Genomic DNA, 24,310 nt, shown 5'->3' on the forward strand with positions numbered 1-24,310 from the left:
TTAAAAACTTCTAACAGTAGCTTTTGTAACAAGGTTGCATGCATTTGCTCTTGTGAATAGAGAACGTTTTAAAAAATACACAAGAGTGAGGGAATCACATATGTCAAAAAAAGCAACAGAATATATGTGAAAAAATTGGTATTAGAGGATATAGAGCACTATTTAACTGGTGTATGATACACATGATTGACCAATAAAGTTAGGAATGCTAGTACTTATAGTTTGCCTACTATTTTACGCAGCTTGTGCGTATTGATATACCTCTGTGATATAGCCATTATTCAAATTGAATTAAATGGTTAACAAACAATAATCAATTTTAGGAGGCACTATGTCCAAAATAGTATTGAGTTTTATCTTCTTTTAACTCTAGTCACATTTACTGAATCAAATACTGCTGAAAGTGCAAATTTAGAATACTTGGGGGCTTATTTTAAAGTAACATCAGATATTAATTCTATTCAGTTTCAACCATGTTCGAGTTCAATTGGTCCAGAGTTTCAAGCTATCGTTTTTCCTGATTTGGGTGCTTATTGTGATGGTGCGTGTGTACAAGGATATTGTTGTTTGATTTCTCCCAAAGATCCAAGGATAGAATAATAACAAATTGTAAGCTTTTTATTTATAACACGAGTATGAAATCACAAGTTATGATCGAAGATAAACACCGTTTTTTAAAATATCTCCTATCAGAGAAGGCAATATTCATTTTATTACTATCTGTATTTTTCAATTCTAAAGTAATCTATGCTCAAGAAGGGTTTGATGAGTTCATAACTTTAGAAAACATATCGCTTGAAAATATATACAGTCAGAGAGTTTCTGTTAGTTTGGATGAGTCTGAAAATTTTATAGTTACGAATGCTAAATCGAAAAAAGTGTGTGTTTTTAACTCAGGAGGCCAAATGCTTTTCGAATATGGGAGTATAGGCAAAGGCCCTGGTGATTTTCTCCAACCGATCACGACTATCAGGCTATCTTCGGGTCGGCTCTTAACAGCTGAACTTGCAGGGAAACTTTCACTTTTTAATTCCAGAGGTGATTCCCTCATGAAGATTTTTAATATAAAAGTTTTACCATTTTCAGAGGTGCACCAAATTTCTGAAGACAAAATTTTAATAGTAGGACGAAAAATGTTTGAAGACCAGGTTAAGTTACTACATCTCTTTGATCTTAAAGGAGGTGTTATAATGAAAAGTTTTCTGGATCTTCCTTTTTCTATTGGAGACTACGGGGGAGATTTTTAGCTCTTTTGCTAGCTTGCCAACTGCAGCTGTTAAAGATGATAAAATTGCAGTAGCTATTGCTCCTTTTAAAAAGTTATACAGCTTTGATTTTGATGGAAGGTTATTGCAATCTATCGATCTCCCCATTAAGAATTTTAAAAATATAAAGAAAGAAAATAGGCAGCTTTCACCGAGGGAATTAAATAAATACGCAATAACCTTTTCTATGATTGAAGATATTTTTGGTTTACAGATTTTGAATACCCAAATATAATGGAGAAAAAAATAATTTAGCCATTATCAACTTAACGGAGAATGAAATTTTTGAAGATTTTTGATACTCCAAAGTTAAAGGCATTTGATTCACCGTATCTATTTTTTGAAAGTGAAATAGGGACAGAAAATTATAGTTTGAATAAAGTTAGTATCACGTTGTACTAACCATATATAAACTCTCTAACACAAAATACCTCTACTATGTTAAAAGTATTTTTAAGTTCCATATTTCTAATATGGTCTGTTATATTTACGAGTCCACACCAATTCTGGGTAGAAAAGGGGGATAAGTACTAATATTTCATCAGTTTCAGAAATCACTAGGTCAGATAATTTGTCAGATTATAATAAATGCGTTGGGTATTTAGATAATCGATTACAAGCTTTGGTAGTGTCAGATTACCCCGGGTTTTTCTGCCAAAATGAATGTTCAGAAGGGTATTGTTGTGAAATTCTTCCTCATGAACCGAGACTCAAGTAGTATTCCATTTTAGTCGTGGTACATTTTTTGAAATTGTTATAAAAATGTGCTGTGCATCGTTAATTGCTGCTTATTAGCCAAGATGGTTAACGCTGTTTTGTAACTTGATAGCTGTTGGACATCAGTCGGGCAATTTCTATCGTTAGTCAAAAAGGGGAACAAAAAAGGGACTACCTTCTTTAAAGTTGTGAAGGCAATTATAAGAGCAGAAAAAGAGGAGAAGGTTATGTTACGCTGGAGTATTACCTTTTTGATTATTGCAATAAGAGCAGCAATCCTGGGATTTGGAGGAATTGCAGGAACAGCGGCAGGCATTGCTGAAATATTATTTTATGTATTTCTGGTTCTTTTTGTGATTTCATTGATTTTTGGACCCAGAAAGGTCTAGTTTAATATGTTCTTGCATGATTATTAGCTCTGAGTACTGCAGAGAGTAAAGTTAACCTTTTGGCAACAGTTATTTAATACACGTTATAAGCGCAGTAGTGTCCCGCTTTTCAGGAAAGTCGATAATTTTTTGGTTTGTTAGCAAATATTGCCTCTTTTGGATAGAATCTTTAGAGATGAAGCGTTTACCTTTGATAATTCTAGTATTGCCTTGCTGATTATAATCGCCGACAAAATAGGGGGAGGAGGCGTGAGGCCCGGTTTTTTTGCCAATGGTGGCGATCGATTTTTCACTATTTAATCGTAGGGTGTAGGTTTCGCCTCCGCTTTCAATACAATAGGTGGTTTTATGGCGATCGAGGTGATACCATTGAAAGGCAGAGAGTGAACCATAGGCAAAGAGAGGAGCTAAAAAAATGATGGTAATGGATAAGGCCAAGAGACTTTTTTTCATTCTTTTGTAGTATACCATAATCCACACAACAATAGTATTGAGCAAGCTGCCAACTGTTATTGCAACTAAAAAGAGAAGGCGGTCGTAGCCCTTTCCCATTATCGGTTTCCAGAGTTCTTCTACGAAGACTACTAACAATGTGAACAGGAACAAAACGATATATCCGGAGAAGAATTCCAGATAGCTATTATGGAAATGCTTTTTTTGTAGGAAAAAGGCCATTCCAACCAATAGGAGAAATGAGAGTAGGCCTAAAAGGATGCTAGTTGTCATAGGTTACAGTTTTGAATCATTAATTCTATTGGCTGTTGTAGAATGATGCAAAGAAATAATAAAGTTGGCTGAATGTGGGATAATACTGCCTAAAAGGAGGATTTATGTAATATTAGTTGTTTGTTTTACTGTTATAAAGATGTTTAAGATTACCATTTTCATCGGATGCTTTATAATTAAGAGCGTTGATAAAGTAATATTGTCCTTTTTCAAAGCGTTGACTCATCTAAGGAGTGATATCATGCCGGTTTGACGATCCTTGAACTGGTATTTATAGATGATTTTTCCGTTGAAAATATCATTTTTCCCAGCTGCTGTATTTATTGTTTGATTTGGAGCTGCTACATGAGATCAGAAACGAATAAAAGAATAATAGTTTTTACAAGTAAATGATGCGCTTAAAAATATATACACAGCTCTACTAGTAAATTACCGATGTACTATTTTAGCATGAAATAAAAGTGTAACTATAAAAAGAGTGGTAGGCAAAAGATCCTATTACAAAACATAGCTCATACCAGGATTCTTCCGCTATTGGTTAATAGATTCGATTATAGCATCTCTGTAACTCTATCGCTCCAATAACAAATCTTGTATCAATAAATGGAGTGTAAGGGAAATAAGGGGAGTATTTTTTAATCTATCATATCATGATTTTTGGAAGTTAGTTTTGCTGTATTTTGGGCCCGTTAGAAGAGTTTGGGTCTGTGTTTGTTATTTTTCCTGTGGTATATCGGAAGAGCAAAGCTGATACAAGAAATAGAGATATGAAAAGACCATTGATCCCCAATATTTCGAATACAGAACTGTCAGGATTGTTTTGCATTCCAGATGTCAACGCATTTATGGTGATACCAACCAAGCATATTGCTGTTGCAAACATGAGGTGAGACATTTCTTTAGGTTTAAATCGGGTAATAAGACTGCCAATGATTCCGATTGCAATTACTCCGAAATAGATCAGATTGAAGGGATTATTTTCCGCTCCAATGATGCCAACGGCAAGATTGGCCCAGATGAGAAAGAGGCCCGAAAAAAGTGTAAAACCGACGGCGATTTTATAGATGCTTTTATTACCGATCTTAGGTGCCAGTTTCTGGGTAACCAGTAGGTAGGTAACGCCCGTGCTGAATATAAGAATACCGCCGACAATGAAATCGCTTAGAGTCCACATAACTTCGTTGGTATACTGCATCGCCAATAAGGGTAGAAGCAATAGGATTACAGTGGCAAGTGCCAACTTGCCAATAGATTTAAAAAGTTTTGAATATGTTTCCATAGGTATCACCTTTATATATTGAAAGTACTTTGTAAAACAAAGTTTGCGGGTAAAAAATTAGGGCTTCATCTTCTTGCTGTTATGAGCTTTTGCAGTAGGTAAAAGGCTGAGGTTTATATCTCTTCATATCATAAAACAGGACCTTCAAAGTCTGCGTGTCATCCTGAATTTAGTTCAGGATCTCGATTTTTAACGTGATTATCTTATTTCAGTTTATAAGCAGTCGGCTGATGGTAATTCCAGTAATGATATATGACATTTATTCTCTTGGTCGTATACATGCAGTGAAAGTTGTTGGGGTGGTTTCGGCAATCTTTTATTATTTAGTTGAATATTTTTTGGATAGAGATAAAGAGTACAGTACAAATATTCATCGTTAAACTATTGGATATACTGCTCCTTTAAGACTATGACTACAGTATAATGTCAGTGCGCAATCCCAGGATCCAGACATTTTCACGGTTGGGGGCTGTACCCGGGCTAATGATATATTGTAAATCCGGCTGAACGTTGAGCCAGGGTACTACTTTTGATAAGTATGTCCATTCTATTGCGGTTTCAAAATCGTCGATTCCCGGGTTGATACGTTGAAAAAGTTTGCTGTCTTGTACCGAAGCAATGGAAAGTCCCATTAGTCCGTTGGGGTCACCGGGGAGGATACCTTTAAAGGTGATACCCCCGCCTCCATACGATTTAAAACGGCTGACTTCATTTTCCGCAAAGCCAATACGGCCAAAAATGGAGAGCTGCTGATAGGGTTTTTGTGGATTGGGATTCCATTTCCAATCGGCCAGGATATAGATTCCTTGGTCGTTCTGGTTATCAGTAATACCGGGGCGAGAAAGCCCATACCGTTCCGAAACATAGTTCCGGCTGTAGTTCCACGCACCGAAGGCAATTTTGCTTTGGTAGTCGCTGGAGACCTCTCTGCCGACATGACTTCGTTGCTGACGGGTAGTGAGTCCCTGTTGTGGTTTAAAGGTGTTATCCCCGAAAGAGAGCAGTCCAAGTTCGGCCATGACCAACGATCCTCCCCTTTTATTCCAGCTAAAATCGGCATGGTCAATTTCGCCCGGGGCCCCGGGCACACCGTCGAAGATGCCCGCCTGCAGGTAAATTTTACGGTTGGGCACATATTTTATGCGTCCTCCCAGTCCGGCTATAGGAAAGGTGGGTGGCCCGATCAGCCCGCTGCCGGCAAAGTCACCGCCCAGACCCTGAGAGCTCTGAATAAAGAGGGAGGCCGACTCCATAAAGTCGAATTCAGAATTGATATCGTAGAGACCGCCCAAAATGGACAGTTTGTTTTTAAACAGGTTTTGCTGGATCCATGCCTCAAAGAGCCGGATCGTTTTTACGGCTTCAATATTACTGATACCCTGTACATCACCGGCATGGGCACTGATGCTCTGTCCATTATTTTGTAGAGTGGAGAGTAGTATGTTAGATCCGCTCCAGCCGATCAGCTTTTCTGTATCCATGAGTACCTTGAAGTCGAGGTTTTCTATGAATACAGCCTCTTGTTTAATGCCGCCGGCAATGTTTCCCATTACCTCGGTTATGAGGTTCACATCAACACCGAGACCGTGATCCTCCAACTTCAGGCGCAGACCGTTCCAGCTGCCGGTAGCATTTTCTCGTGTCCAGATTGAAGGAGCCTCGTCACCGGACTGGGCAAGGGCAGGAGTACTGCAACAGGCCAAAGCGTACAGAAATAAAGGCAGAAAAATATATTTGTGCATCAACCAAAAATACCTTCTGTTAAAAAAAGTCTTTAGAGAATATTAAATGCAAAATTTGATCAAATCGTTGGGGGCAATGCGTTTTGCCGGACACATTGGTGCAGGTCTTTCGGATGAAATCAAAACAGGCAGTCGATTCCGTCTAGCGCCATGTGGATTAGAAGCCCCAGTCCAATTAGATGCAGTATGCGGGCCGTAGGGGGAAAGAGATTACTGTCGGAATGTCGAAGCGCTATAAGTGGAACAACAAACAGTATGGCATAGATTATGATAGCCGGTATGGTGTGTAGTGGATGATAACCAATAGAACAGCGGGCGGGGTCATAGATAGGATCAGCTAACAGATGATCGGCATCCACGAGCATGGTGATAATCATAATGAGAGCTGCACTGTACCATCGCTCGGCATAAAATATGAAAGCGACCAGCAGGGGTACAATAAAGTGTAGAGCGATATGAATCATACCAGTAAGTTGTGATGGTGGATAAGAGTCGGTCGCAATAATATGTATTCGGTAGCTGTCTGATTGTTGTAGTAGTGTACCTTTGATAGGGTACCTAGAAAAACAAAGGGGACAAAGTTGGCAGGCAATTCGACCGTGATCAGCGACACCGGTTGCTAACAATAGTTTGTAAGAAGTAGGATTTATGGATTGAAGAAAAAAGAAGAACCTTAGGTGATTACCCAGCCGACAGGTTCACATTTCCTTTGTAAGGGAAGGGTGGCCGGATATTTATTGTTGAAATCTTGGCAGTGATATACTGATTAATCACACATCATAGCTGATGCCGCAGCATGCATTCCTTCTGCATCAAAGCGATAAATTCGCTTTAAGTGATAAGAACTATCCGGACTGAAATCTTTTCTGATCTCAAATATAACATCTACCCTTTCGTTGCTAAAAGAATAGGTGGAATCGCAGATCATGCGATTTCTTACATTAAAAATGGATCGATATTCGCGTGGTTTCCATATAGAAGCATAAACGCTATCATCTGTAAAAGGGGTTTTTATTTGAAAGCCCCCATTGTCCACTAACATCTGCCCAAATGTATCAAGGTTAAGAGTACTGTCGATATATTGAACAATAAATTCATTATTTTGTCCATCAGATTGGATTTCTAACCAAGTTGAATCAGGTTCTGAGAACTTTATAATATCCCAACCTGCAGAATCAGTAGTATCTGTATGAAGAGATCTCATCTTCATTATCTTACTATTTTTGGAATTTATACCACTCCAATAGTAATTAGAATAACTTTCCGGAGTCCAATTGCCATAGCCTTTTAACTCTTGCTCTGATTGTTGCTTTTCTTCGTGATTTGGAGAGGTATTATTTTGACAGCCTGTAAAGCCAACAATGAGGACTGTAAAAAAAATTGCGAATAACGTATTGCTTTTAAAATGTTTCGGTATATGGCTTATGGACTTTTTGATTTTTCTCATTGAACTTATTTTGATTAATAGAGTTAGGAAATAAATAGAAAAATGGACACTTAACGACCCGGCGCATAAGCGGCGCACGGATTTTTGTTGAATAAGCAACTAACGAAAGAAAAAACTTAAAACCAAGAGAGGCAAAGAATTGGCGAGGCACGTCCCGCTTAATGCGCGGGATAGCGGTACTTGATATTTTCCTTTTTAGAGCGGCGTTACAAAACCGCTTTAAAAAGAATACCAGAATAGTGAAACATTATAACGCTCAGTCAGTTAGATAACAGTGCATATATCCTATTAAAAAGACGATGACCATTTCTCAATTTAATCGTTACACATTTATAAAAAAGTATATCATAAATTAACTCTACAGTCATGAAACTAACAAAGCTACTATCTTTCGCTACGCTGATTGCGTTGCTGATTGGTTTTCTTACCAGTTGTGATACAACCAATACCAACACTGAACTGGGAGACGGAAATGTTGAACTTCAATTTAAAACAGTTTCTAGTAATACTTCTTCAAAAACTGTTTTTCCCCCCAACAACACTTCATCCTCCCATGATTCATTGCTTATCGAGGGCTCGAACGGCACGCTGCAAATCGATGATATCCGATTTATCGTAGCAGAGTTTGAGATGGATCCTTCCGAGGCTGATGATGACTCCACTGAGCTTGAAGAATTTGAATCCGATCCGTTCTTCGTTGATCTGCCACTCGGGGAAGAGACGTTGAGCTTGGCAAATAATCAGATTACGGCCGGCCTGTATGAAGAACTGGAGTTCGAAGTTGAAGATTTAGACTTTGATGAGGAAGAGGGAGAAGAGGAACAGCATCAGGCTTTGATCGATTCCATCCGCTCTGATTTTGCGGATTGGCCAAATGAAGCAAGCATGATGGTAGTAGGTACTTTTACGCCTACTGATGGTGATTCACAATCTTTTACAGTTTTTGCTGAAGCTGAAATTGAAATCGAGCGGGAGTTCAATCCACCACTTGAGGTTACCGAGGATAATATTCAACAAGTGGTTTCCGTCCGTATTAATCCGGTAAGATGGTTTGAACAATCAGACGGATCCGTCCTTGATCTTAGCCAGTACGACTGGGATCAGCACCAGCAATTGCTTGAGTTTGAAGCAGAATTCGAAAACGGTGTAGAGGAGATCGAAGTCCAGGATGAAGATGATGACAGTGACGAGTAATCACGCATCATGAGACGACAGGAGAATTAAGAAAAGCCCGGGGCTTTGCTCCGGGCTTTTCTTACTTTTGTATGTATTAATTCTACTTACGGTTATTAGGATACTTCAAGTACAGCTAACGACCTTGCGTATAAGGGGCACGCGAATGAATGTTGAGTTGTTAAATAATCAGCGAAAAGCTAAAAAGCCAGAGGGTGGCAAGCTCTGGCGAGGCACGTCCCCTTAATGCGCGGGGTAGCCTCGCAAACCTGCTGGCCCCAACCGATAAGCCCGAACGCCTAAGAGGGACTCAAAGCCCGTGCGCGGGATTGGGACATCGGTTGGCTGGCCGGTTAAAGATCTGGGATAGTAGCTCCCACAGAGCTGCAGCTTCTGCCCATTGGCGGAGGATAAGCCCGAAAAGGGGGTTGGATGCCGGCAGGTAATCCGAACGTGATCAAACGAAACCGGTTGCCAGTTACAGGTTATGGTTATAGGATTTATTGAGTAAAATTAAACGAATACCTAGGTGAGGACTGTCTGCTTGACATTTTCCTTCTTAAAGGGGTTAGCTGTACTATTCTTTAGTTTACGGTAATATTAAGCTTGATCAGCGTAATATTTTCATTTGGACTTGCTCCATCTGATCCTGTTCCTATCTTGATCTCAGCATAATCGCTACCTTGAAACCCACTTTCAGATTGGTATTGATAGACTGCTTCCCAATTTGTAGTTGAATCTCGAACTATTGTACTTACTTCATAATTTTTGGGTTGTTCTTCAATTGTGACTACTTCTTCGTCTCCTGAAACACCAGTTTTGAATTCAAAAACTTCAGAACTACTGACCGATACATTTTTTATTTCTTCTTCAATATTTGGATCGGTGGAGTTTTGGCAACCGAATGAAGAAGCAAGCAGGAAAATTGCAATGAGAACAAAGTTTACTTTTTTCATAAAAACCTCTCGTTTGTTTTAGTACAGCTAACGGCATTGCGCATAAGGGGCGCACGAAATAATGTTTAGTTGATAAATAATGAACGAAAAGCTAAAAAGCCAGCAGGGTAGGGCGAGGCACGTCCGCTTAATGCGCGGGATCTTTCCAAAAAGGAAGTCCTCACTTAGATTAGAAGTATCAACTGTAACTAATCCAAGGAGGACCCCATGACCTATGTAGGAATAGATCTTCACTCTAATAATATGGTAAATGTAGCGATTAACGGCAACGGGGAAGTGGTCCGGGAGGCCACCTCCCGGCGATCACTGGAGGATTTCTTTGGCACCTTTGACGGGCCTGTGAAAGCCGCCGTCTCGGCCTATACCCATTACAAGGTTGTGAAGAAATTCTATCGCAAGATTAAACGCCGCAGCGGTCGCCCGGTAGCGCGAGCCGTGGTCGGGAAGGAGCTGGCCAAAGGCGTGTGGTATATGTTAACAAGAAACGAAGAGTATAACGGATGTAAGGGGCAGCCTGTACGGGCGGCCTCACAAACCTGCTGGCCCCAGCCTATAAACCCGAACGCCTAAGAGGGACACCGAGCCCGTGCGCGGGATTGGGGAATAGGCTGGCTGGCCGGCCGGAGATCTGGGATAGTAGCTCCCACAGAGCTGCAGCTTCTGCCCATTGGCGGAAGATAAGCCCGAAAAGGGGTTTGGATGCCGGCAGGTAATCCGAACGTGATCAAACGAAACCGGTTGCCAGTTACAGGTTATGGTTATAGGATTTATTGAGTAAAATTAAACGAACACCTAGGTGAGGACTGTCTGCTTGACATTTTCCTTTTTAAAGGGGTTAGGTGGCTGTAGGATTTATATCAAGATATTAGACTGTGTATTATGTATGCTTCTCAATTAGAAAACCGGAACAGGCATTCCCTCATAATACTGATCAGGTGTTGAGTTCAGTATCTTTTCAATCGTTTGGGAGGAACGATCAATCCAGACTTCCAGAACCGGAGTTTTATTTATAGCCCGAAGCAAGATGTCCAGATCTTTAGCCTGGCTCTCGGGACTAAAATGAGCCAGGGAGAAAATAATTTTGTAGCGGCTTTGGTCTTTATTACTGGGCCATTCATGGGTAGGCACTTGACCCTCCGGTATATACATTGGCACTTCAGACACAAATAGTGAAGCCGGCATCACATAATTAATAAACCGTTGATCCGGATCTTGAAATTCAACCAAAGAGGCCGCCACAGAAGAATCGGATTTTACTATATGGACCATTTCTGAGATCTCATCAGCATCAATTTGGCCTAATGAAAGATATACTTCTTTCTCTGTTGTATAGGTATAGAGATTGTTTACTGAATAAAGATGAATAGCCCTTGCTGCGGAAAAAGCCATCATTAAAACACATAGATAAAGTCCAAGTGATGCTATGATACGGCTCCATCTTTTATGAGGCCATGGCAACTTATAAAAAAGCTGTTCAATGACAGGTAAAAAAAACATCCCGGTTTGGGAGCAATAATCGCCATAGCCGTCAAACCTTTGCTTGCATGAGCCTTCTTCTATTCGGGCGAGGAAGAAGTATGCAAAGCATACCGTTACAAATCCAAGCAACACAAGATAACGGGGCCAGACCAGCACCATTCCAAAGCTGGATATCATAAGTGCAAGGTATTGCGGGTGCCGGATGTGGTTATAGATGCCACCGAAAACGGCACCACTATTTTTCAGTTTACTCCAGTAGATTTGAGCAGCGCCTATTAGGAAAGCCGCAAATCCTCCCAGAAACAACGTCATGCCAATCATTTCATGCCAAGTTATGAATACCGATTGCGTTTCACGAGCAATGTGGGGCATAAAAAAGCTGATAAGCCAGCTGGTAGAACCTGTAAGATTCAGCGTGTCAAGGCCCGGTCCATAGATGCTGTAAATATACGCAGCAAAGGGACTGAACATATAAAAGAATTCAAATGCGATCAGTCCATAAAATATGATACTGGCCCAAAAGGCACCACGTGTGACGTTCTTCGTTGAATTGTTTTTCTCTTGTTCCATCGGTTTATAAGCTATTTAGTTTACGGAAGGCAAGCTTTGGAGCAAGACGTGATAACAGATATAGCATCTTCACTTTTCCTACTTGTATTTCCTTATCTCCCTTCTCTAATCCTTTAATCATTTTTTCAACGGCTTCTTCAACAGTAATTGCTATATCTGGCGGATTACCTTGATGCCAGGGCGTATCCACTGCCGGAAATTGGACTTCAATGATATTAATTAAGGAATCAGAGGATTGTGACCTCAGCACCTGCACAAATGAATGCAAGGCTGATTTGGTAGCATTATAGAATGGATAAATAGTACGCGGTACATAAACCAGTCCGGTAGTAATGGTTATAATCGACGGATTTTTATTATTCCTAAGGATAGGGGCGAATAGTTTGGAGAGCCGAATGGGAGCCATCAGATTGGTCTGAATTTCGGCATCGGCTTTATCAAGAATATCGTCATCTCGAAAAAAATTTTCGATGTGGACGATAGCGGCATTATTGATCAATATATTGCAATCGGGATGTTTCTCCAACACCCAGTTGCGCAGTCGTTCACAATCCGACGGCTTTGAAATATCACATTGCAGGTATTTGATTTGCGGCAATTTCTTCTTAGCCAGTTTCAGCTTATCTGCCGTTCGTCCGCAAATTAGCACCTTATTATTACGTTCGATGAGTCTTTGGGCCAACTCCAGGCCGATGCCGGAACTTCCGCCGGTTATAAGGATAGTATTGTTTTCAAGTACCATGATCGTTGTATTCGTTTTGATTATGGTACAATCTACAGACCCCAAGGCGGGCAGACATTGATCTATGTTAAGAGGTCTGTTTTTTTCTTATCCGGCTGAGCGATTCGGGTGCAATGCCTATATAAGAAGCGATAATATGCTGTTTGATCCTTTTTTCGAGATCAGGATATCGTCTCAGAAATGTGAGGTACCGCTGCTCGGCATCCATCAATAGAAACTCCCGCTCTCTGCGTACTTTGGCCACGTATCCTTTCTGGAGAAGTGCCACCAAGAATTCATTCCAGCAGGGATCTTCAGAAAACAGCTGTCTAAATTTATCGTAATCTACCATTTCGATTACTGCATCCTCCAGTGCCTCAATGGAATAGTGAGCCGGACTATTTTCAAGGAGAGCATCATAAGCACTTAGTACCGAACGACTGTCAAAAAAACCTTTGGTGAATTCTACGCCTTCTTCAGTCGTGTAGAAATACCTAAATAGGCCTTGGTTTACAAAGGCAATATTTCGGGAAATCCGGCCAGCCTTCACAAAGAATTCTCCACTGTTTATATGTTTTATAGAAAGAAGAGCAATGAATTTTTCTTCCTGTTCGGGTGGTAAATCCGTAATCGTTTTAATTAGCGCTATAAATCCGCTTTGCTTATTCATTAGATAGTCTATTATGACTTAATTCTTATTACAGTTTAGTCTGAAATAGATTCATTTCTATTCGACATTTGAATAGAATATTTCCATGATCCATCATCTTGTCGTTCAAGTATCCAGAGAAATTTCCCCTCGTAAGCCATGGTTTCTCCACTGGATTTTAAGGTTACTCTATCGGTAAAAGTCCCCCGTTGAATGGCCCAATCCCCAGAGACTATAATTTCTTCAGATCGTGTGTTATGCTCAAATTCTTCCATTTTCCCGAACATAGCAATAAGAGCTTCCCGGACATCTTCTTTTCCTTCGATAGCTGGCATATCCGGGAGCATTGCAACAAAATCATCGGTTCTGATTGCCATAAGTGAATCCACATTACCTGCTCGTGCAGCCTCTAATTCTGTTTCTCGCAGCTCATCTATTAAGACAATGTCTTCTTCGTATTGGCTCTTGTTGTAATCTTTCTGAGTACATGAACCAAAAAAAAATGTCAATGTGATCAGTATAAATACTTTCATAAATCCTCCATAATAATTTTTCATTTTACTGAAAAGTAGTTGTCAGTCAGCGTTATTTATTCACCAATCTACCTGTTCCCATGCGTGCCATGCTATACGCCACTTTCCGTCTGGCTGTTTTTGTAATACATCAACGTACCGGCTTGTCGACAGTAAGGTATCTACTTGTCCTTTAATCTGGATTTTAGTTGTTCCAGTAAATCGACGTGCAGCCATATCTCCATCAATTAGGATTACTGGTTCCTCATATACAACATCGAGTATTTCGATATTGCTGAAGGCATTTTTGTAAAATCCTAAGGCCGAATCACGACCTTGAATAACACTCCTGCCTGGAGGAATCAGTACCGGGTCATCAATAAATAGTTCTAGATATTGGGTGAGTATGGAATCTGTTGAAACCCCTGCACTTACCAATTCTTCAATGGTATCCATCTGATCTGCTATCATGGCTTCATCGCTCTTGATTTTATTTTCAGAAACTTGGTTGCAGGCAAGCAATGTGCAAGTTAGCATTAAAACTAAAATTCTATTATATCCCATAATGCTTTTCATATTTGTTAATGCCACATAACGACATTGCGCATAAGCTGCACGCGAATAAATGTTGAATTAGCAACTAACGAAAGAAGAGACTTAAAACCAAGAGGGGTAAAGAATTGGCGAGGCGTGTCCGCTTAATGCGCGGGTTAGGCTTACGTTTGATCTTGACTTACAGTTTCTTCTTTAAGTTTGACTGCCGTACCGGTAGCAACTAAGAATAACATTGATCTTCCTGAACCTGAAAATTCACTATAATCTAAATCGATAGCGACTACTGCATCAGCTCCAAGTTTATAGGCTTGCTCTCGAATATCTTGAAAAGCAGTTGACTTCAAATCTTTAAGAATCTTTTGAGTAGAAACACTTTGCCCACCAACTAAATCTCTGACATTCGTAAAAATATCACGAAACATATTCATACCCAGAGCTGATTCAGAACTAATTACTCCCAAGCGTTCTTCAATTGCTAAGTCTTTTGTATTTGTTTCTGTAGTTAAAATAATCTTTTCAAGATCATCTGGATCTATTGATGGTTCAGGTTCAAAGTTGGGATCTTCGGCTAAAGATTTAGCTTTAAGCTCATCATAATGTTTTTCGTGACAATCAGAGCAAATAGACATATCACCAATTGAATAGCTGGTACTCCAAACTGAAATTTTTTCTCCACAATTGTCACATTCCATAAATAGCTGAATTTTGATTTAGTAAGCCTAACGACCTGGCGCTTAAGGTGCGCGCGGATTAACGTTGATCTGTTAAATAATGAACGGTAAGGTAAAAAGCCAAAAAGTGGCAAGATCTGGCGAGGCGCGTCCCCTTGAAGCGCTGGTTAGTGTGCTGTATTATTTGCTTAAAGAGACTTCTTGTTTAAATAGTTTGGCAATTTTTGCAAATCTTTTTCTATAGTCCTTATCACCTTTGCCATGCAATAAGTTATGGATGGATTTAAAATAATCGAATACAACACGTCTAAAGCCAAAGTTCGAATTGGTTAAACATTCAGGTATTAAAACACTTGTAATTAACACTGAATTATTGATAATGGTCTGGTCCTCAAATTTGTCATAAGGATTGGGTTCTAACTTTGTAAGAGTGTGAAATTCAGAATATCCATCAAAATAAGTTGGATGAACTCGTCTTGATGCATAGTCGTACCCAAATTTATACAGGAATCCTAAGTCATTTTCTTTTAAGACTGTTTTAGGATCAGGTTTATTCCAACCCTCTGAATTCTGTTTATATTTTCGGTACTTTTTTCTTTCCTCTTTTGAAATCTGGAACAACGGATCTTCTAATATTCCTTCAAGTGATTGGTCACTTCTTGCATTGTTAACATGTTCAAAGTTTGCAATAAGCGTTTCGAATTTAAATTCCTGAAATAAATCATTCTTACTTAAGTAGTAAACGTGAACTAATCTATCAAGTAATGAACGGTATAAGATTAAAGCGTTATCATAATACTCTTTTTGGTAAAGAGATAATATCGAATCAAGCAAAGAACTGGCTTTAGCAATACAATTTCGCAAATAAAAATCCTTTGATTTGTCTGCTTTCTCAGCTAAATCAAATATCAACATTGGAGCTAAGGCAACAATATTTTTAGAGCACTCAATTATTTCTTTTTCAGGAATTTTTGATTGCATTTGAAATGGATTTTACAAAAGCACACTAACGACATTGCGCATAAGCTGCAGGCGCCAGAGTGTCGAATTAATTACAAAATGAAAGGTTAACTAATAAATGGGAGGCGGGCAAGGATTGGCGAGGCCTGTCCGCTTAATGCGCTGGTTATAGAGCAAGTCTAATAAAGTTCCTTAATTTCAGGATTTTCATTTTTCAACTTGCAGCACTCTTCTTTCGTTACATTTTCAAAACCGACAAGTTGAAAGTTGGATTTAAAAATTAAATAAGCAGTCATAAATAAAGACACTACAAAAAAAGAACTAACTATATAGAACAAAGTTATTGCGTCTATATCGTAATAATGATAACCATATTCAGTTGCTCTAATTGAGAAAAAACAAAGTATAATTGTGAGGGCAAAGAGTGAAATAACCCACATGGACAAACACTTTATACCTTTTTTATAATTTTTAGTCTCAATAAACTTTGGCAAAATATGCTTACAATAACCATGGATTGTTTTGTTATTTGTCTTAGTTTCCTTGATTGCAATCCTTATTAAACCTTCTTCAACTCCATAAATATTATTTCGGTCAATTGAACCTCTCAGTCTTCTATAGTATTTATCACATAATTCGGGTATCTCTGGTAATTCAGGTAACTGAGGACTTTCGATTTTCCCGTTTTTAATCTCAGTTTGAGATTTAAATACTGCTTTTCCTTGGCCAATCAATAAGTCCTTTATTTTTTCCAATCTAAAAAAGGCATAAACACTAACCAATGCTATGAAAATGCCACTTGCCTGAATATATTGGCCAAATAGATCAATTAAGGTTTGTTCAGACATAACTTGATTTGTAGTTAGTTGCAATTAAGATTTGCTCTATAACGACATTGCGCATAAGCTGCACGCGAATGAATGTTGATTTATTAAATAACGAACGGAGAGCTAAAAAGCCAGAAAATGGCAAGCCCAGGCGAGGCGTGTCCGCTTAATGCGCGGGTTAGGCTGCTGCGAATTATTCTTCACTAAAGATTGTGACTCTATTTAAATCTGTTGGTGGTTCTTCTAATTCATTATTTAATAGTCCAATTACATAACTAGGTGGATTTCTAGTAGGCTCAATATTATTGTAGGCTTCGATTAGCTCAGAAGATATTCCGTCTCCTTCCGATTCTTTGTCAATTTGATTTGAAAATACTTCATCTTTGTCTCTCTCAAGGATCACATTTCTCCAGTAGTTATAAATTTTGGTAACTAACCCATCATTGTTGTAGCTGTATCCTTGACAACAGACTAAACAATGCCAAGGAGAAAGATCATTAATTATTTCCGATAATTTATTTGTTTCATTTTGGTTTCTAAAATTGATGACTTTGAATGCTGATAAAATGGAACAGCCAAAACTTTCAGGCGTAGGACCAAAGGTTCCACATCTCCAATTTATACGTACTGAATTATTTGGCCATTGGGCATATAAACAGTAAAGCGGGATTCTTTTAGGACTATTATTCAAAGCTCTTTCTACAAGTTTATCGGATTGATAAACTCGAAAAGAGTTACCATTTGCACCTTTTTTCTTGGTGTAATAATGTAAATGTGCAAACTTTGAGGATTCTAATTCAATAATTTTAGCTTGTACTCGAAACCCAAGCCACAAACCATTTTTATCTCTAAACCACCATTCCCAATCAGCCCCAGTTTTTCCTTCTTTGGCCTTAGTGAATGTCTTAGTAAATATCTTTCCAGAATGCCTTGTTTTTAATTCTAGAACGTTAAAATCTGTTATCGTTTCTTCTCCAATTTGATAATCTACACCACGTCCTTTCTGTAAGACATCCCAAGTTCGAAAAGCCAAACTCCTAAAGGTGTTACATAAATAATTCATGCAAATTTTTTAAGGTTGAGTTTAAAGCAGCCTAACGATATGGCGCATAACCGGCAGGCGCCAGGATGTTGAATTTATTACAAAACGAAAGATTAACTAATAAATGAAAGGGAGGCAAGTAGATGGCGAGGCCTGTCCGCGTTAATGCGCGGGTTAGCTGTATTTTATCTTACTGCGCTATGAAAAAATGATCTGTTTTCTGTTGATAAGGCACGTAAAGATTTACGATATAATATTCATCTGATTCGAAGGGGAAACTTCCTCGATAATAATTTTCAGAATCAACAGCAGTTTTTTTCCATTCATCTTCTAATTTACCAACGTATTTATCTTCTGTTGCCATTAGGTTGATTTCACTTTGTATTGCCATATCCCACTGTTCTTTAACGTCACACCTGTAAGTTTCACCAACAAAGCTTCTTCCCTCAATAACAGTAGAAAGTTCACCGTTAAAATTATTACAGATGTATTCTGCAGGAGATTGACCGAATAAGTTTCCTGTAGAAATCGCTGTTATAAAAATGAGCGTCCCAATCAAAGTCTTCATAATGGTTAGAATATTTAGTTAAGATTTTAGAAAAAGTTTTTCAATTTTTTATTGAAGGAAGGCAAATCGAATACCGAAAGTAATTTCTCTGAGTGTATTGTAACCTATAAATCCGAAAGTGCTGTCTGAAAATTCGTAGCCTGCATTTACACCAATTCCACCTGTTAATTCAGATTCAGCCATGTGGTAACCACCTTCGCTAAATCTGTTATCTTCATAATTCGTGTATTCATTTTGACTACCCAATGAAAGTTCTCCTCCGACAATTATTTTATTTTCGAAGTGATAATTGTATCCAAAATCTATAGACCAAAAGTAACTTCCATTTCCTATCACAGTTCGCCCATAATTTGGTTCACGTTCTTCAACTTTTTCACCTAAAGCGTCTGAAAATTGATAGCTTCCACCAAAATGAAATGAGCTGTTATCATTTAAATAAAAGAAATCACCGTAAAGCGAGGAAGACGTACCAAAACCAGCACTCATACCAAAATTTTGGGCTAAAGCTTCATTGGCATTGAAAATTGAAATGATACAAAATATTGTAGATAGAAATATGATTTTCTTGAACATATGATCGTAAATTGATTCCAGATGAATTCTTAAATACAGCTAACCTAGTCTTATCTGTACGAACTCTATACTACTTATCGTATACATAATATCCAAAAATGCCACTAGTTTGGCTTAAAGTTTGTTTTAATTCACATTATGTGTTTTAATTTCTTCATACGAGTACACATAATGTCTATGCATAATATCATATTATGTGTACAAAAAGAGAGGCACTAACAGTAGGTAAATCTTAAAAAGGAACACTGATACGTTCAGCTAGCCCAGGACTGGCAAAAAGCCACCGCACCATTAACGAATAACAAATAACCATTCACTAATAACCAATCCATCAGTAACAAAATCACTTCCGCTTGCCCCAGGTTTCGTAGTTGACCGACTGGGAGGGACGATCTTCGGGTTCTTCACGCAGCGGTTCGCACTCGTTAAGGCTGTCGTGGAGTTGTCCGGGCAGCTGTTGGTAGAGCTTGGTGCCTTCGGTCTTCCATTTGATCATCTCATCGCTGACATCTTTGACGACCTTGGCAGGATTACCGACCAGCAGCTTTCGGTTGGGTACTTCCATCCCCTCTTTCACAAAAGAGAGGGCACCTACAATACATTCGTCGCCGAGTTCTACGCGATCCATCACCACCGCATTCATCCCCACCAGGCAGTTGCGGCCGATATGTCCCCCGTGAATTATAGCCCCGTGACCGATATGCGCCCCCTCTTCGAGCACCACCGTCACGCCCGGGAACATATGGATGGTGCAGTTCTCCTGCACGTTGCAGCCGTCGTTAATCACAATTTTGCCCCAGTCCCCGCGAATGGCGGCTCCCGGCGCGATATAGACATCTTTGCCAATAACCACGTTGCCTGTTACCGCAGCTTGCGGGTGCACGTAGGCACTTTCATCAACCACCGGTTTGTATCCGTCAAATTCGTATATCACAGTTTGGTATTAGTTTAAGGGTTATTGGTTATTAGGCTCCGAACCATATTCAATTGAAGGCTCCTTGGTAATATGATTTTGCTTGGCTTTCTTTAAGTAAGCAATGTATCCATTTAATAATTTAATACAAGTTGTTATTTGGGTACTGATTTTTGCTGTTTTATCAGGAGACAAATATTTTTCGTCAATAATACAACTTATATGATCCAAAAGTTCATATAGTGCCCCCCCCCTGGCTTGGCGACAGAATTGAATATTTTCCTGGTAATGGAATCTGCCATATCCCTCTACAATATTAGCCGTTACTGATCTTGATGCACGGAGTAGTTGATCTTTAAGTCGGTACTTTTCTTCATCCGGCAACTTGTTCGCGAGGATAGAAGTTTCTTTTCTAACCTCATGACAATGTTGCCAAACTTTGAGATCTTTAAATGATTGTATCTCCTTTTGGGATGAACCCATATTCCTCCATTACCTAATAACAACGAACTTTTAACCAATAACCAATAACAAATCACACTTTTTCTAAAATGACGGCCATACCTTGGCCAACGCCCACACAGAGCGTACAGAGTGCATAGCGCTCATCCTGTTCATGGAGTTCAATAGCTGCTGTTTGCAGCAGTCGGGCACCTGACATGCCTAGGGGATGTCCAAGTGCAATAGCGCCGCCATGGGGATTTACACGCGGGTCATCATCAGCAATACCCAGCTCTCTAAGAACGGCAAGACTTTGGGCCGCAAACGCTTCATTCAATTCTATGATACCCATATCGTCGAGCGACAGATCTGTGCGGCCGAGCACTTTGCGGGTAGCGTCTACCGGTCCCATCCCCATAATACGAGGCTCCACGCCCACCACGGCCGAAGCTACAATACGTGCCATCGGCTCAAGGTCAAAATCTTTGATCGCCGAATCGCCGGCTACCAGCATAGCACAGGCCCCGTCGTTAATACCGCTGGCATTGCCGGGGGTCACCGAGCCGCCATCACGGAACACCGCAGGCAGCTTGCTGAGGATCTCCACCGTAGTATCGGGTCGAATAAACTCATCCTTTTCAAAAATTTTGGGATCACTTTTTCTTTGGGGGATCTCCACCGGCATAATCTCTTTAGCCAGTCGCCCGCTCTCGGTAGATTGGGCCGCTTTCTGCTGCGACCATGCGGCAAACTGGTCCTGGTTTTCACGGCTTACGCCAAACTTTTCTACGATATTTTCAGCCGTTTCACCCATCGCTTCGCTGCCGTACTCTTCATCCATCTTGGGATTTACAAAGCGCCAGCCAAAGGTAGTATCATGCATTTCATTAGTACCGGAATAGGGGGCCGAACCTTTACCCAGTACCATAGGTCCGCGGGTCATATGTTCCATGCCCCCGGTAATAAAGAGATCCCCTTCGCCCACCTGAATCGACTTGTAAGCCATTACGGCACTGCTCATGCCTGATGCACAGAGGCGATTTACGGTTTCTCCCGGAACCGAGGTAGGAAGTCCCGCCAGCAGGGAAGCCATTCGGGCCACATTTCGGTTGTCTTCGCCCGCCTGGTTGGCACAACCCAAAATAACATCTTCAATGCGTTCAGGATCGATATCAGCATTACGGTTCATCAGCTCCTTAATTGGCAGGGCGGCCAAATCATCGGCGCGGATGGGAGAGAGCGATCCGCGGTATTTGCCGATAGGAGTTCGAATAGCGTCAATAATATAAGCTTCAGACATAATATAGAAGAAAGTTTAAAGTCGTAAGTGTTAAGTAATTTCGTTTAGCTATCGTCAAAATGTTGTTCCTTGGTACGAAAGACTGTGCCCCGAAACAGGGCCACTTTTTCATCGTCTTGGTTTCGGACTGTAATATTGTAGACCGCGATGCGTCGCCCCAGGCTTAGCTCTTCCGTGATCGCTGTCAATTCATCACCGGCCATTACCTTTTTGGTAAACGAGATATTGTTTTCCAGGGCCAGCGCCACACGTCCGTAACTGTTGGAAGCAAAGGCCAGGGCGCTGTCGGCCAGGGAAAAAGCGATGCCGCCGTGCGAGACATTGAAGCCGTTAACCATCTCGGGACGGACCTTCATCTCAAGTTTTGCAAAGCCAGGCTTAATATCGACCACCTCAATGCCCAGCCACTGACTGAAGGCATCATCGGCCATCATTTTTTCAACAACCTTGACCGCAAGTGTCTGTTTATTCATGTTTTGCAAGTTATAAGATTCAGGGTGTATGATTCATGATGCTATATAACGCATCACATCTCACGAAATACGCATCAATAAAATGTTTCGTTGTTGCGAACTTTGCGTTTTAGCAGAGGATTGGGCCGGTAACGATCTTCGCCGTACTCGTCCTGCAACTTTTCCATGCGTGTAAGTACGGTGTCCAGTCCCAGTTCATCAGCCCATTTCAGTAATCCTTTGGGATAATTCACCCCTTTGGTCATCGCTAAATCAACATCTTCGACGGTGGCTACATTCATAAATACCGCATCGGCCGCCTCATTAATCAGCATGGCCACAATACGATCCACAATTCCTTGGGCCAGTGCTTCATCTTTGGTGGGGGCGGGATTGTCGGCTTCATCCCCATAGTCATAAAAGCCCTTACCCGATTTCTTGCCCAGCCACCCGGCTTCTACCAGTCGCTTCTGGGTAAAGGAGGGCTTGAACCGGGGATCGTAGAAAAACTCTTTAAATACCGTTTCTGTTACCTTGTAATTTATGTCATGGCCAATGAAATCCATGAGTTCAAAGGGGCCCATGCGGAAGTCTCCGATCTCTTTCATCGCCCAGTCAATGGTGGGGACATCGGCTACGCCTTCTTCAAGCTGACGAATGGCCTCGCTATAAAAGGGTCGTGCTACGCGGTTCACAATAAAGCCGGGCGTATCTTTGGCCAGCACCGTGGTTTTGCCCCATCCGTCGATAAGAGCACGTGCAGCTTCAGTAGTATCTTCTGTTGTGGGGATACCGGGGACAATCTCCACCAGCGGCATAATGGGCGCCGGGTTAAAGAAGTGAATTCCCAGAAATCGCTTGGGCTTTTTTAATGCTGATGAGATAGATGCAATAGAGAGGGAAGAGGTGTTCGTGGCCAGAATACAGTCGCGCGGAACAATACCTTCTAGCCGCTGAAAGACATCCTGCTTGATATCCAGGTCTTCAACAACCGCTTCGATGACGCAGGAGCATTCTTTGAAATCGGTGAGATCTTCTACAAAGTGGATTCGATCCATGATATCGTTGACCTCCTCCTGGCTCATCCGCTCTTTCTCGACCTGTCGCTGCAGAATTTTGCGGAGGGCATGCTTGGCGTTACCCAGCTGATCAGGGTAGGCATCATAAAGGTATACCTTGTGTTTATTAGTTGATGCAATCTGGGCAATGCCTTGTCCCATAGTGCCGGCACCTACCACGCCGATAACGGTATCTTGATCCATGCTCATTGATGTAAGATTCTTGGTTTAAAATTATGCTTTTTGAAAATAACGATTTAAGAATTAAAACCAACTCTTTAGGTTTCCTTGCCCCGGTTTGCAACTCATCCCGAAAAGTGTTAGCAAAATGATAGTCTTGAAATAAAAGGAAAGGTGTTATGTCTAAAGATGGAATTATCAACGAAGAGGTGCTGGAGAAACTGAAGAAAAAGGTCGCAGCCATTAGCTATAATGCTATTTTTACACCGCTGATAATTGATTGGTTAACGGTACGGTAGGTTCTCCTTTTGAAGAAAATATTGAGCTAGTTATTTACTAACCTATTTCCCTTTGAAGTCTGGCTTCCGCTTTTCTAAAAATGATTGTACGCCTTCGTGGTAATCGTGAGTGTTGCCGGCTTCGGTCTGCAGGTCGGCCTCCAGCTCCAGGTGCTCATCCAGGTTGTTGCTGAGCGACTGGTTGATGGCCCGTTTGTAGAGCCCAAATCCCTTGGTAGGCATTTTTGCCAGCTTATCAGTAATGGCATTTGCTTCTGCCATCAGCATGCCATTTTCCACCGACTTGTATATCAGTCCGATCTCTTCTGCCTTTTGAGCGGAAATCTTTTCATCCAGCAGGTACATGGCGTTGGCTCGTTGCAGGCCGACCAGGCGGGGTAAGAAAAAAGTGCCCCCGCTGTCGGGAATTAAACCGATTTTACTGAAGGATTGTACAAATACAGCATCTTCATCGGCCAGTACGATATCACAGGCCAGAGCCAGGTTGGCACCGGCACCTGCCGCTGTTCCGTTAACTACACAAACCACCGGTTTTTCAAGATGACGTATGGCTTTGATGATGGGATTGTAACTTTTGCGAACGGTCTGACCCAGCTCGTAGTCGTCGCCTTTGTCCACGACTTCGGGTAAATCTTGCCCTGCGCAAAATGCCTTACCGTTGGCCGTTAACAGTACACACCTGATGTCGTCATTTTCTTTGGCATCGGTCAGTGCATCTTGTAACTGCTTGGCCATTGGCTCTACAAAACTGTTAAGTTTATCGGGACGGTCAAGGGTTACCGTTAAAATTCCGTTCTCTAAATCGGTCGTTATATATGTATCCATATGAATAGCAATGTTATAATT

Annotated in this window: 29 protein-coding genes; 6 read left to right on the forward strand and 23 right to left on the reverse strand. The window is 40.7% G+C overall.

Annotation, left to right across the window (positions count from 1 at the left end; genetic code table 11):
* Window positions 1-650: 650 nt before the first annotated feature.
* From FCN14_RS00090 to FCN14_RS00095, 3 genes are all read left to right on the forward strand, one after another.
* Window positions 651-1,247, forward strand: a complete 597-nt coding sequence (locus FCN14_RS00090; RefSeq protein ID WP_138429053.1) for an NHL repeat-containing protein — start codon at window positions 651-653, stop codon at window positions 1,245-1,247.
* A 13-nt stretch (window positions 1,248-1,260) separates the two neighbouring features.
* Complete coding sequence (locus tag FCN14_RS15640) at window positions 1,261-1,500, forward strand: hypothetical protein (protein ID WP_171032750.1); 240 nt, start codon at window positions 1,261-1,263, stop codon at window positions 1,498-1,500.
* Between the two features lie 709 nt (window positions 1,501-2,209).
* Window positions 2,210-2,371, forward strand: a complete 162-nt coding sequence (locus FCN14_RS00095; RefSeq protein ID WP_138429054.1) for a DUF1328 domain-containing protein — start codon at window positions 2,210-2,212, stop codon at window positions 2,369-2,371.
* 69 nt (window positions 2,372-2,440) lie between these two features.
* Here FCN14_RS00095 and FCN14_RS00100 read toward each other — a convergent pair whose 3' ends face one another.
* From FCN14_RS00100 to FCN14_RS00120, 5 genes are all read right to left on the reverse strand, one after another.
* Complete coding sequence (locus FCN14_RS00100; protein WP_138429055.1) at window positions 2,441-3,097, reverse strand: hypothetical protein; 657 nt, start codon at window positions 3,095-3,097, stop codon at window positions 2,441-2,443.
* Between the two features lie 664 nt (window positions 3,098-3,761).
* The gene (locus tag FCN14_RS00105) at window positions 3,762-4,376 is read right to left on the reverse strand and encodes a hypothetical protein (protein WP_138429056.1); all 615 of its coding nucleotides are present in this window, start codon (window positions 4,374-4,376) and stop codon (window positions 3,762-3,764) included.
* Window positions 4,377-4,789: 413 nt separating this feature from the next.
* Entirely contained in the window at window positions 4,790-6,118 is a 1,329-nt protein-coding gene (locus FCN14_RS00110; RefSeq protein ID WP_138429057.1) for a carbohydrate porin, read from the reverse strand.
* Between the two features lie 119 nt (window positions 6,119-6,237).
* Complete coding sequence (locus FCN14_RS00115; protein ID WP_138429058.1) at window positions 6,238-6,582, reverse strand: DUF6122 family protein; 345 nt, start codon at window positions 6,580-6,582, stop codon at window positions 6,238-6,240.
* A gap of 302 nt (window positions 6,583-6,884) precedes the next feature.
* A complete protein-coding gene (locus FCN14_RS00120) occupies window positions 6,885-7,565 on the reverse strand; it encodes a hypothetical protein (protein ID WP_138429059.1) in 681 nt (226 codons plus the stop codon).
* Window positions 7,566-7,931: 366 nt separating this feature from the next.
* Here FCN14_RS00120 and FCN14_RS00125 point away from each other — a divergent pair, with 366 nt between their 5' ends.
* Window positions 7,932-8,759: a hypothetical protein gene (locus tag FCN14_RS00125; protein WP_138429060.1), complete on the forward strand. Its 828-nt coding sequence runs from the start codon at window positions 7,932-7,934 to the stop codon at window positions 8,757-8,759.
* A 194-nt stretch (window positions 8,760-8,953) separates the two neighbouring features.
* On the forward strand, window positions 8,954-9,184 hold the full coding sequence (locus tag FCN14_RS00130) for a hypothetical protein (protein WP_138429061.1): 231 nt from the start codon (window positions 8,954-8,956) through the stop codon (window positions 9,182-9,184).
* 138 nt (window positions 9,185-9,322) lie between these two features.
* Here the strand turns inward: FCN14_RS00130 and FCN14_RS00135 are convergent, their stop codons facing one another.
* Window positions 9,323-9,694 carry a hypothetical protein gene (locus FCN14_RS00135; RefSeq protein ID WP_138429062.1) on the reverse strand — a complete coding sequence of 124 codons (372 nt, stop codon included), beginning with the start codon at window positions 9,692-9,694 and terminating at the stop codon, window positions 9,323-9,325.
* 207 nt (window positions 9,695-9,901) lie between these two features.
* Between FCN14_RS00135 and FCN14_RS00140 the strand changes: the two genes are divergently transcribed.
* Window positions 9,902-10,264 carry a hypothetical protein gene (locus FCN14_RS00140; RefSeq protein ID WP_138429063.1) on the forward strand — a complete coding sequence of 121 codons (363 nt, stop codon included), beginning with the start codon at window positions 9,902-9,904 and terminating at the stop codon, window positions 10,262-10,264.
* Window positions 10,265-10,588: 324 nt separating this feature from the next.
* Here FCN14_RS00140 and FCN14_RS00145 read toward each other — a convergent pair whose 3' ends face one another.
* The 17 genes from FCN14_RS00145 to FCN14_RS00225 form a co-directional block, all read right to left on the reverse strand.
* Window positions 10,589-11,743 carry a methyltransferase family protein gene (locus FCN14_RS00145; RefSeq protein ID WP_138429064.1) on the reverse strand — a complete coding sequence of 385 codons (1,155 nt, stop codon included), beginning with the start codon at window positions 11,741-11,743 and terminating at the stop codon, window positions 10,589-10,591.
* A 4-nt stretch (window positions 11,744-11,747) separates the two neighbouring features.
* Window positions 11,748-12,485: an SDR family oxidoreductase gene (locus FCN14_RS00150; protein ID WP_138429065.1), complete on the reverse strand. Its 738-nt coding sequence runs from the start codon at window positions 12,483-12,485 to the stop codon at window positions 11,748-11,750.
* Window positions 12,486-12,552: 67 nt separating this feature from the next.
* Complete coding sequence (locus tag FCN14_RS00155) at window positions 12,553-13,134, reverse strand: Crp/Fnr family transcriptional regulator (protein WP_138429066.1); 582 nt, start codon at window positions 13,132-13,134, stop codon at window positions 12,553-12,555.
* 35 nt (window positions 13,135-13,169) lie between these two features.
* On the reverse strand, window positions 13,170-13,646 hold the full coding sequence (locus tag FCN14_RS00160) for a YybH family protein (protein WP_212747534.1): 477 nt from the start codon (window positions 13,644-13,646) through the stop codon (window positions 13,170-13,172).
* Between the two features lie 60 nt (window positions 13,647-13,706).
* Window positions 13,707-14,162: a YybH family protein gene (locus FCN14_RS00165; protein WP_171032751.1), complete on the reverse strand. Its 456-nt coding sequence runs from the start codon at window positions 14,160-14,162 to the stop codon at window positions 13,707-13,709.
* A gap of 179 nt (window positions 14,163-14,341) precedes the next feature.
* Window positions 14,342-14,872 carry a heavy metal-binding domain-containing protein gene (locus FCN14_RS00170; RefSeq protein WP_212747535.1) on the reverse strand — a complete coding sequence of 177 codons (531 nt, stop codon included), beginning with the start codon at window positions 14,870-14,872 and terminating at the stop codon, window positions 14,342-14,344.
* A 159-nt stretch (window positions 14,873-15,031) separates the two neighbouring features.
* Complete coding sequence (locus FCN14_RS00175) at window positions 15,032-15,832, reverse strand: DUF5677 domain-containing protein (protein WP_138429069.1); 801 nt, start codon at window positions 15,830-15,832, stop codon at window positions 15,032-15,034.
* 158 nt (window positions 15,833-15,990) lie between these two features.
* Window positions 15,991-16,659, reverse strand: a complete 669-nt coding sequence (locus FCN14_RS00180; protein WP_138429070.1) for a hypothetical protein — start codon at window positions 16,657-16,659, stop codon at window positions 15,991-15,993.
* A gap of 172 nt (window positions 16,660-16,831) precedes the next feature.
* Window positions 16,832-17,701 (reverse strand): DUF6615 family protein, encoded by an 870-nt coding sequence (locus tag FCN14_RS00185; RefSeq protein WP_350354169.1) that lies wholly within the window; start codon window positions 17,699-17,701, stop codon window positions 16,832-16,834.
* 169 nt (window positions 17,702-17,870) lie between these two features.
* Window positions 17,871-18,248 (reverse strand): hypothetical protein, encoded by a 378-nt coding sequence (locus tag FCN14_RS00190; RefSeq protein ID WP_138429072.1) that lies wholly within the window; start codon window positions 18,246-18,248, stop codon window positions 17,871-17,873.
* A 48-nt stretch (window positions 18,249-18,296) separates the two neighbouring features.
* Window positions 18,297-18,821: a hypothetical protein gene (locus FCN14_RS00195; RefSeq protein ID WP_138429073.1), complete on the reverse strand. Its 525-nt coding sequence runs from the start codon at window positions 18,819-18,821 to the stop codon at window positions 18,297-18,299.
* Between the two features lie 343 nt (window positions 18,822-19,164).
* Window positions 19,165-19,755: an acyltransferase gene (locus FCN14_RS00200; protein WP_138429074.1), complete on the reverse strand. Its 591-nt coding sequence runs from the start codon at window positions 19,753-19,755 to the stop codon at window positions 19,165-19,167.
* Window positions 19,756-19,776: 21 nt separating this feature from the next.
* Window positions 19,777-20,217, reverse strand: coding sequence for a four helix bundle protein (locus tag FCN14_RS00205; RefSeq protein ID WP_138429075.1), 441 nt, complete (start codon window positions 20,215-20,217; stop codon window positions 19,777-19,779).
* A 52-nt stretch (window positions 20,218-20,269) separates the two neighbouring features.
* The gene (pcaF, locus tag FCN14_RS00210) at window positions 20,270-21,475 is read right to left on the reverse strand and encodes a 3-oxoadipyl-CoA thiolase (protein ID WP_138429076.1); all 1,206 of its coding nucleotides are present in this window, start codon (window positions 21,473-21,475) and stop codon (window positions 20,270-20,272) included.
* Between the two features lie 44 nt (window positions 21,476-21,519).
* A complete protein-coding gene (gene paaI, locus FCN14_RS00215; protein ID WP_138429077.1) occupies window positions 21,520-21,948 on the reverse strand; it encodes a hydroxyphenylacetyl-CoA thioesterase PaaI in 429 nt (142 codons plus the stop codon).
* A 74-nt stretch (window positions 21,949-22,022) separates the two neighbouring features.
* Window positions 22,023-23,195 carry a 3-hydroxyacyl-CoA dehydrogenase NAD-binding domain-containing protein gene (locus tag FCN14_RS00220; protein WP_246043065.1) on the reverse strand — a complete coding sequence of 391 codons (1,173 nt, stop codon included), beginning with the start codon at window positions 23,193-23,195 and terminating at the stop codon, window positions 22,023-22,025.
* A gap of 311 nt (window positions 23,196-23,506) precedes the next feature.
* Window positions 23,507-24,289: an enoyl-CoA hydratase-related protein gene (locus tag FCN14_RS00225; protein ID WP_138429078.1), complete on the reverse strand. Its 783-nt coding sequence runs from the start codon at window positions 24,287-24,289 to the stop codon at window positions 23,507-23,509.
* Between the last annotated feature and the right edge of the window lie 21 nt (window positions 24,290-24,310).

The organism is Fodinibius saliphilus, from assembly GCF_005869845.1.
In the GTDB taxonomy this organism is placed as follows: domain Bacteria; phylum Bacteroidota; class Rhodothermia; order Balneolales; family Balneolaceae; genus Fodinibius; species Fodinibius saliphilus.

Coding starts and splice junctions, on each gene's coding strand:
- pcaF (WP_138429076.1), bottom strand. CDS start 21,475: ATGTCTGAAGCTTATATTATTGACGCTATTCGAACTCCTATCGGCAAA.
- FCN14_RS00220 (WP_246043065.1), bottom strand. CDS start 23,195: ATGAGCATGGATCAAGATACCGTTATCGGCGTGGTAGGTGCCGGCACT.
- FCN14_RS00110 (WP_138429057.1), bottom strand. CDS start 6,118: ATGCACAAATATATTTTTCTGCCTTTATTTCTGTACGCTTTGGCCTGT.
- FCN14_RS00175 (WP_138429069.1), bottom strand. CDS start 15,832: ATGCAATCAAAAATTCCTGAAAAAGAAATAATTGAGTGCTCTAAAAAT.
- FCN14_RS00115 (WP_138429058.1), bottom strand. CDS start 6,582: ATGATTCATATCGCTCTACACTTTATTGTACCCCTGCTGGTCGCTTTC.
- FCN14_RS00190 (WP_138429072.1), bottom strand. CDS start 18,248: ATGAAGACTTTGATTGGGACGCTCATTTTTATAACAGCGATTTCTACA.
- FCN14_RS00135 (WP_138429062.1), bottom strand. CDS start 9,694: ATGAAAAAAGTAAACTTTGTTCTCATTGCAATTTTCCTGCTTGCTTCT.
- FCN14_RS00205 (WP_138429075.1), bottom strand. CDS start 20,217: ATGGGTTCATCCCAAAAGGAGATACAATCATTTAAAGATCTCAAAGTT.
- FCN14_RS00150 (WP_138429065.1), bottom strand. CDS start 12,485: ATGGTACTTGAAAACAATACTATCCTTATAACCGGCGGAAGTTCCGGC.
- FCN14_RS00095 (WP_138429054.1), top strand. CDS start 2,210: ATGTTACGCTGGAGTATTACCTTTTTGATTATTGCAATAAGAGCAGCA.
- FCN14_RS00145 (WP_138429064.1), bottom strand. CDS start 11,743: ATGGAACAAGAGAAAAACAATTCAACGAAGAACGTCACACGTGGTGCC.
- FCN14_RS00140 (WP_138429063.1), top strand. CDS start 9,902: ATGACCTATGTAGGAATAGATCTTCACTCTAATAATATGGTAAATGTA.
- FCN14_RS00185 (WP_350354169.1), bottom strand. CDS start 17,701: ATGAATTATTTATGTAACACCTTTAGGAGTTTGGCTTTTCGAACTTGG.
- FCN14_RS00105 (WP_138429056.1), bottom strand. CDS start 4,376: ATGGAAACATATTCAAAACTTTTTAAATCTATTGGCAAGTTGGCACTT.
- FCN14_RS00120 (WP_138429059.1), bottom strand. CDS start 7,565: ATGAGAAAAATCAAAAAGTCCATAAGCCATATACCGAAACATTTTAAA.
- FCN14_RS00180 (WP_138429070.1), bottom strand. CDS start 16,659: ATGTCTGAACAAACCTTAATTGATCTATTTGGCCAATATATTCAGGCA.
- FCN14_RS00090 (WP_138429053.1), top strand. CDS start 651: ATGATCGAAGATAAACACCGTTTTTTAAAATATCTCCTATCAGAGAAG.
- FCN14_RS00165 (WP_171032751.1), bottom strand. CDS start 14,162: ATGCTAACTTGCACATTGCTTGCCTGCAACCAAGTTTCTGAAAATAAA.
- FCN14_RS00100 (WP_138429055.1), bottom strand. CDS start 3,097: ATGACAACTAGCATCCTTTTAGGCCTACTCTCATTTCTCCTATTGGTT.
- FCN14_RS00155 (WP_138429066.1), bottom strand. CDS start 13,134: ATGAATAAGCAAAGCGGATTTATAGCGCTAATTAAAACGATTACGGAT.
- FCN14_RS00195 (WP_138429073.1), bottom strand. CDS start 18,821: ATGTTCAAGAAAATCATATTTCTATCTACAATATTTTGTATCATTTCA.
- paaI (WP_138429077.1), bottom strand. CDS start 21,948: ATGAATAAACAGACACTTGCGGTCAAGGTTGTTGAAAAAATGATGGCC.
- FCN14_RS00125 (WP_138429060.1), top strand. CDS start 7,932: ATGAAACTAACAAAGCTACTATCTTTCGCTACGCTGATTGCGTTGCTG.
- FCN14_RS00225 (WP_138429078.1), bottom strand. CDS start 24,289: ATGGATACATATATAACGACCGATTTAGAGAACGGAATTTTAACGGTA.
- FCN14_RS00170 (WP_212747535.1), bottom strand. CDS start 14,872: ATGGAATGTGACAATTGTGGAGAAAAAATTTCAGTTTGGAGTACCAGC.
- FCN14_RS00160 (WP_212747534.1), bottom strand. CDS start 13,646: ATGAAAGTATTTATACTGATCACATTGACATTTTTTTTTGGTTCATGT.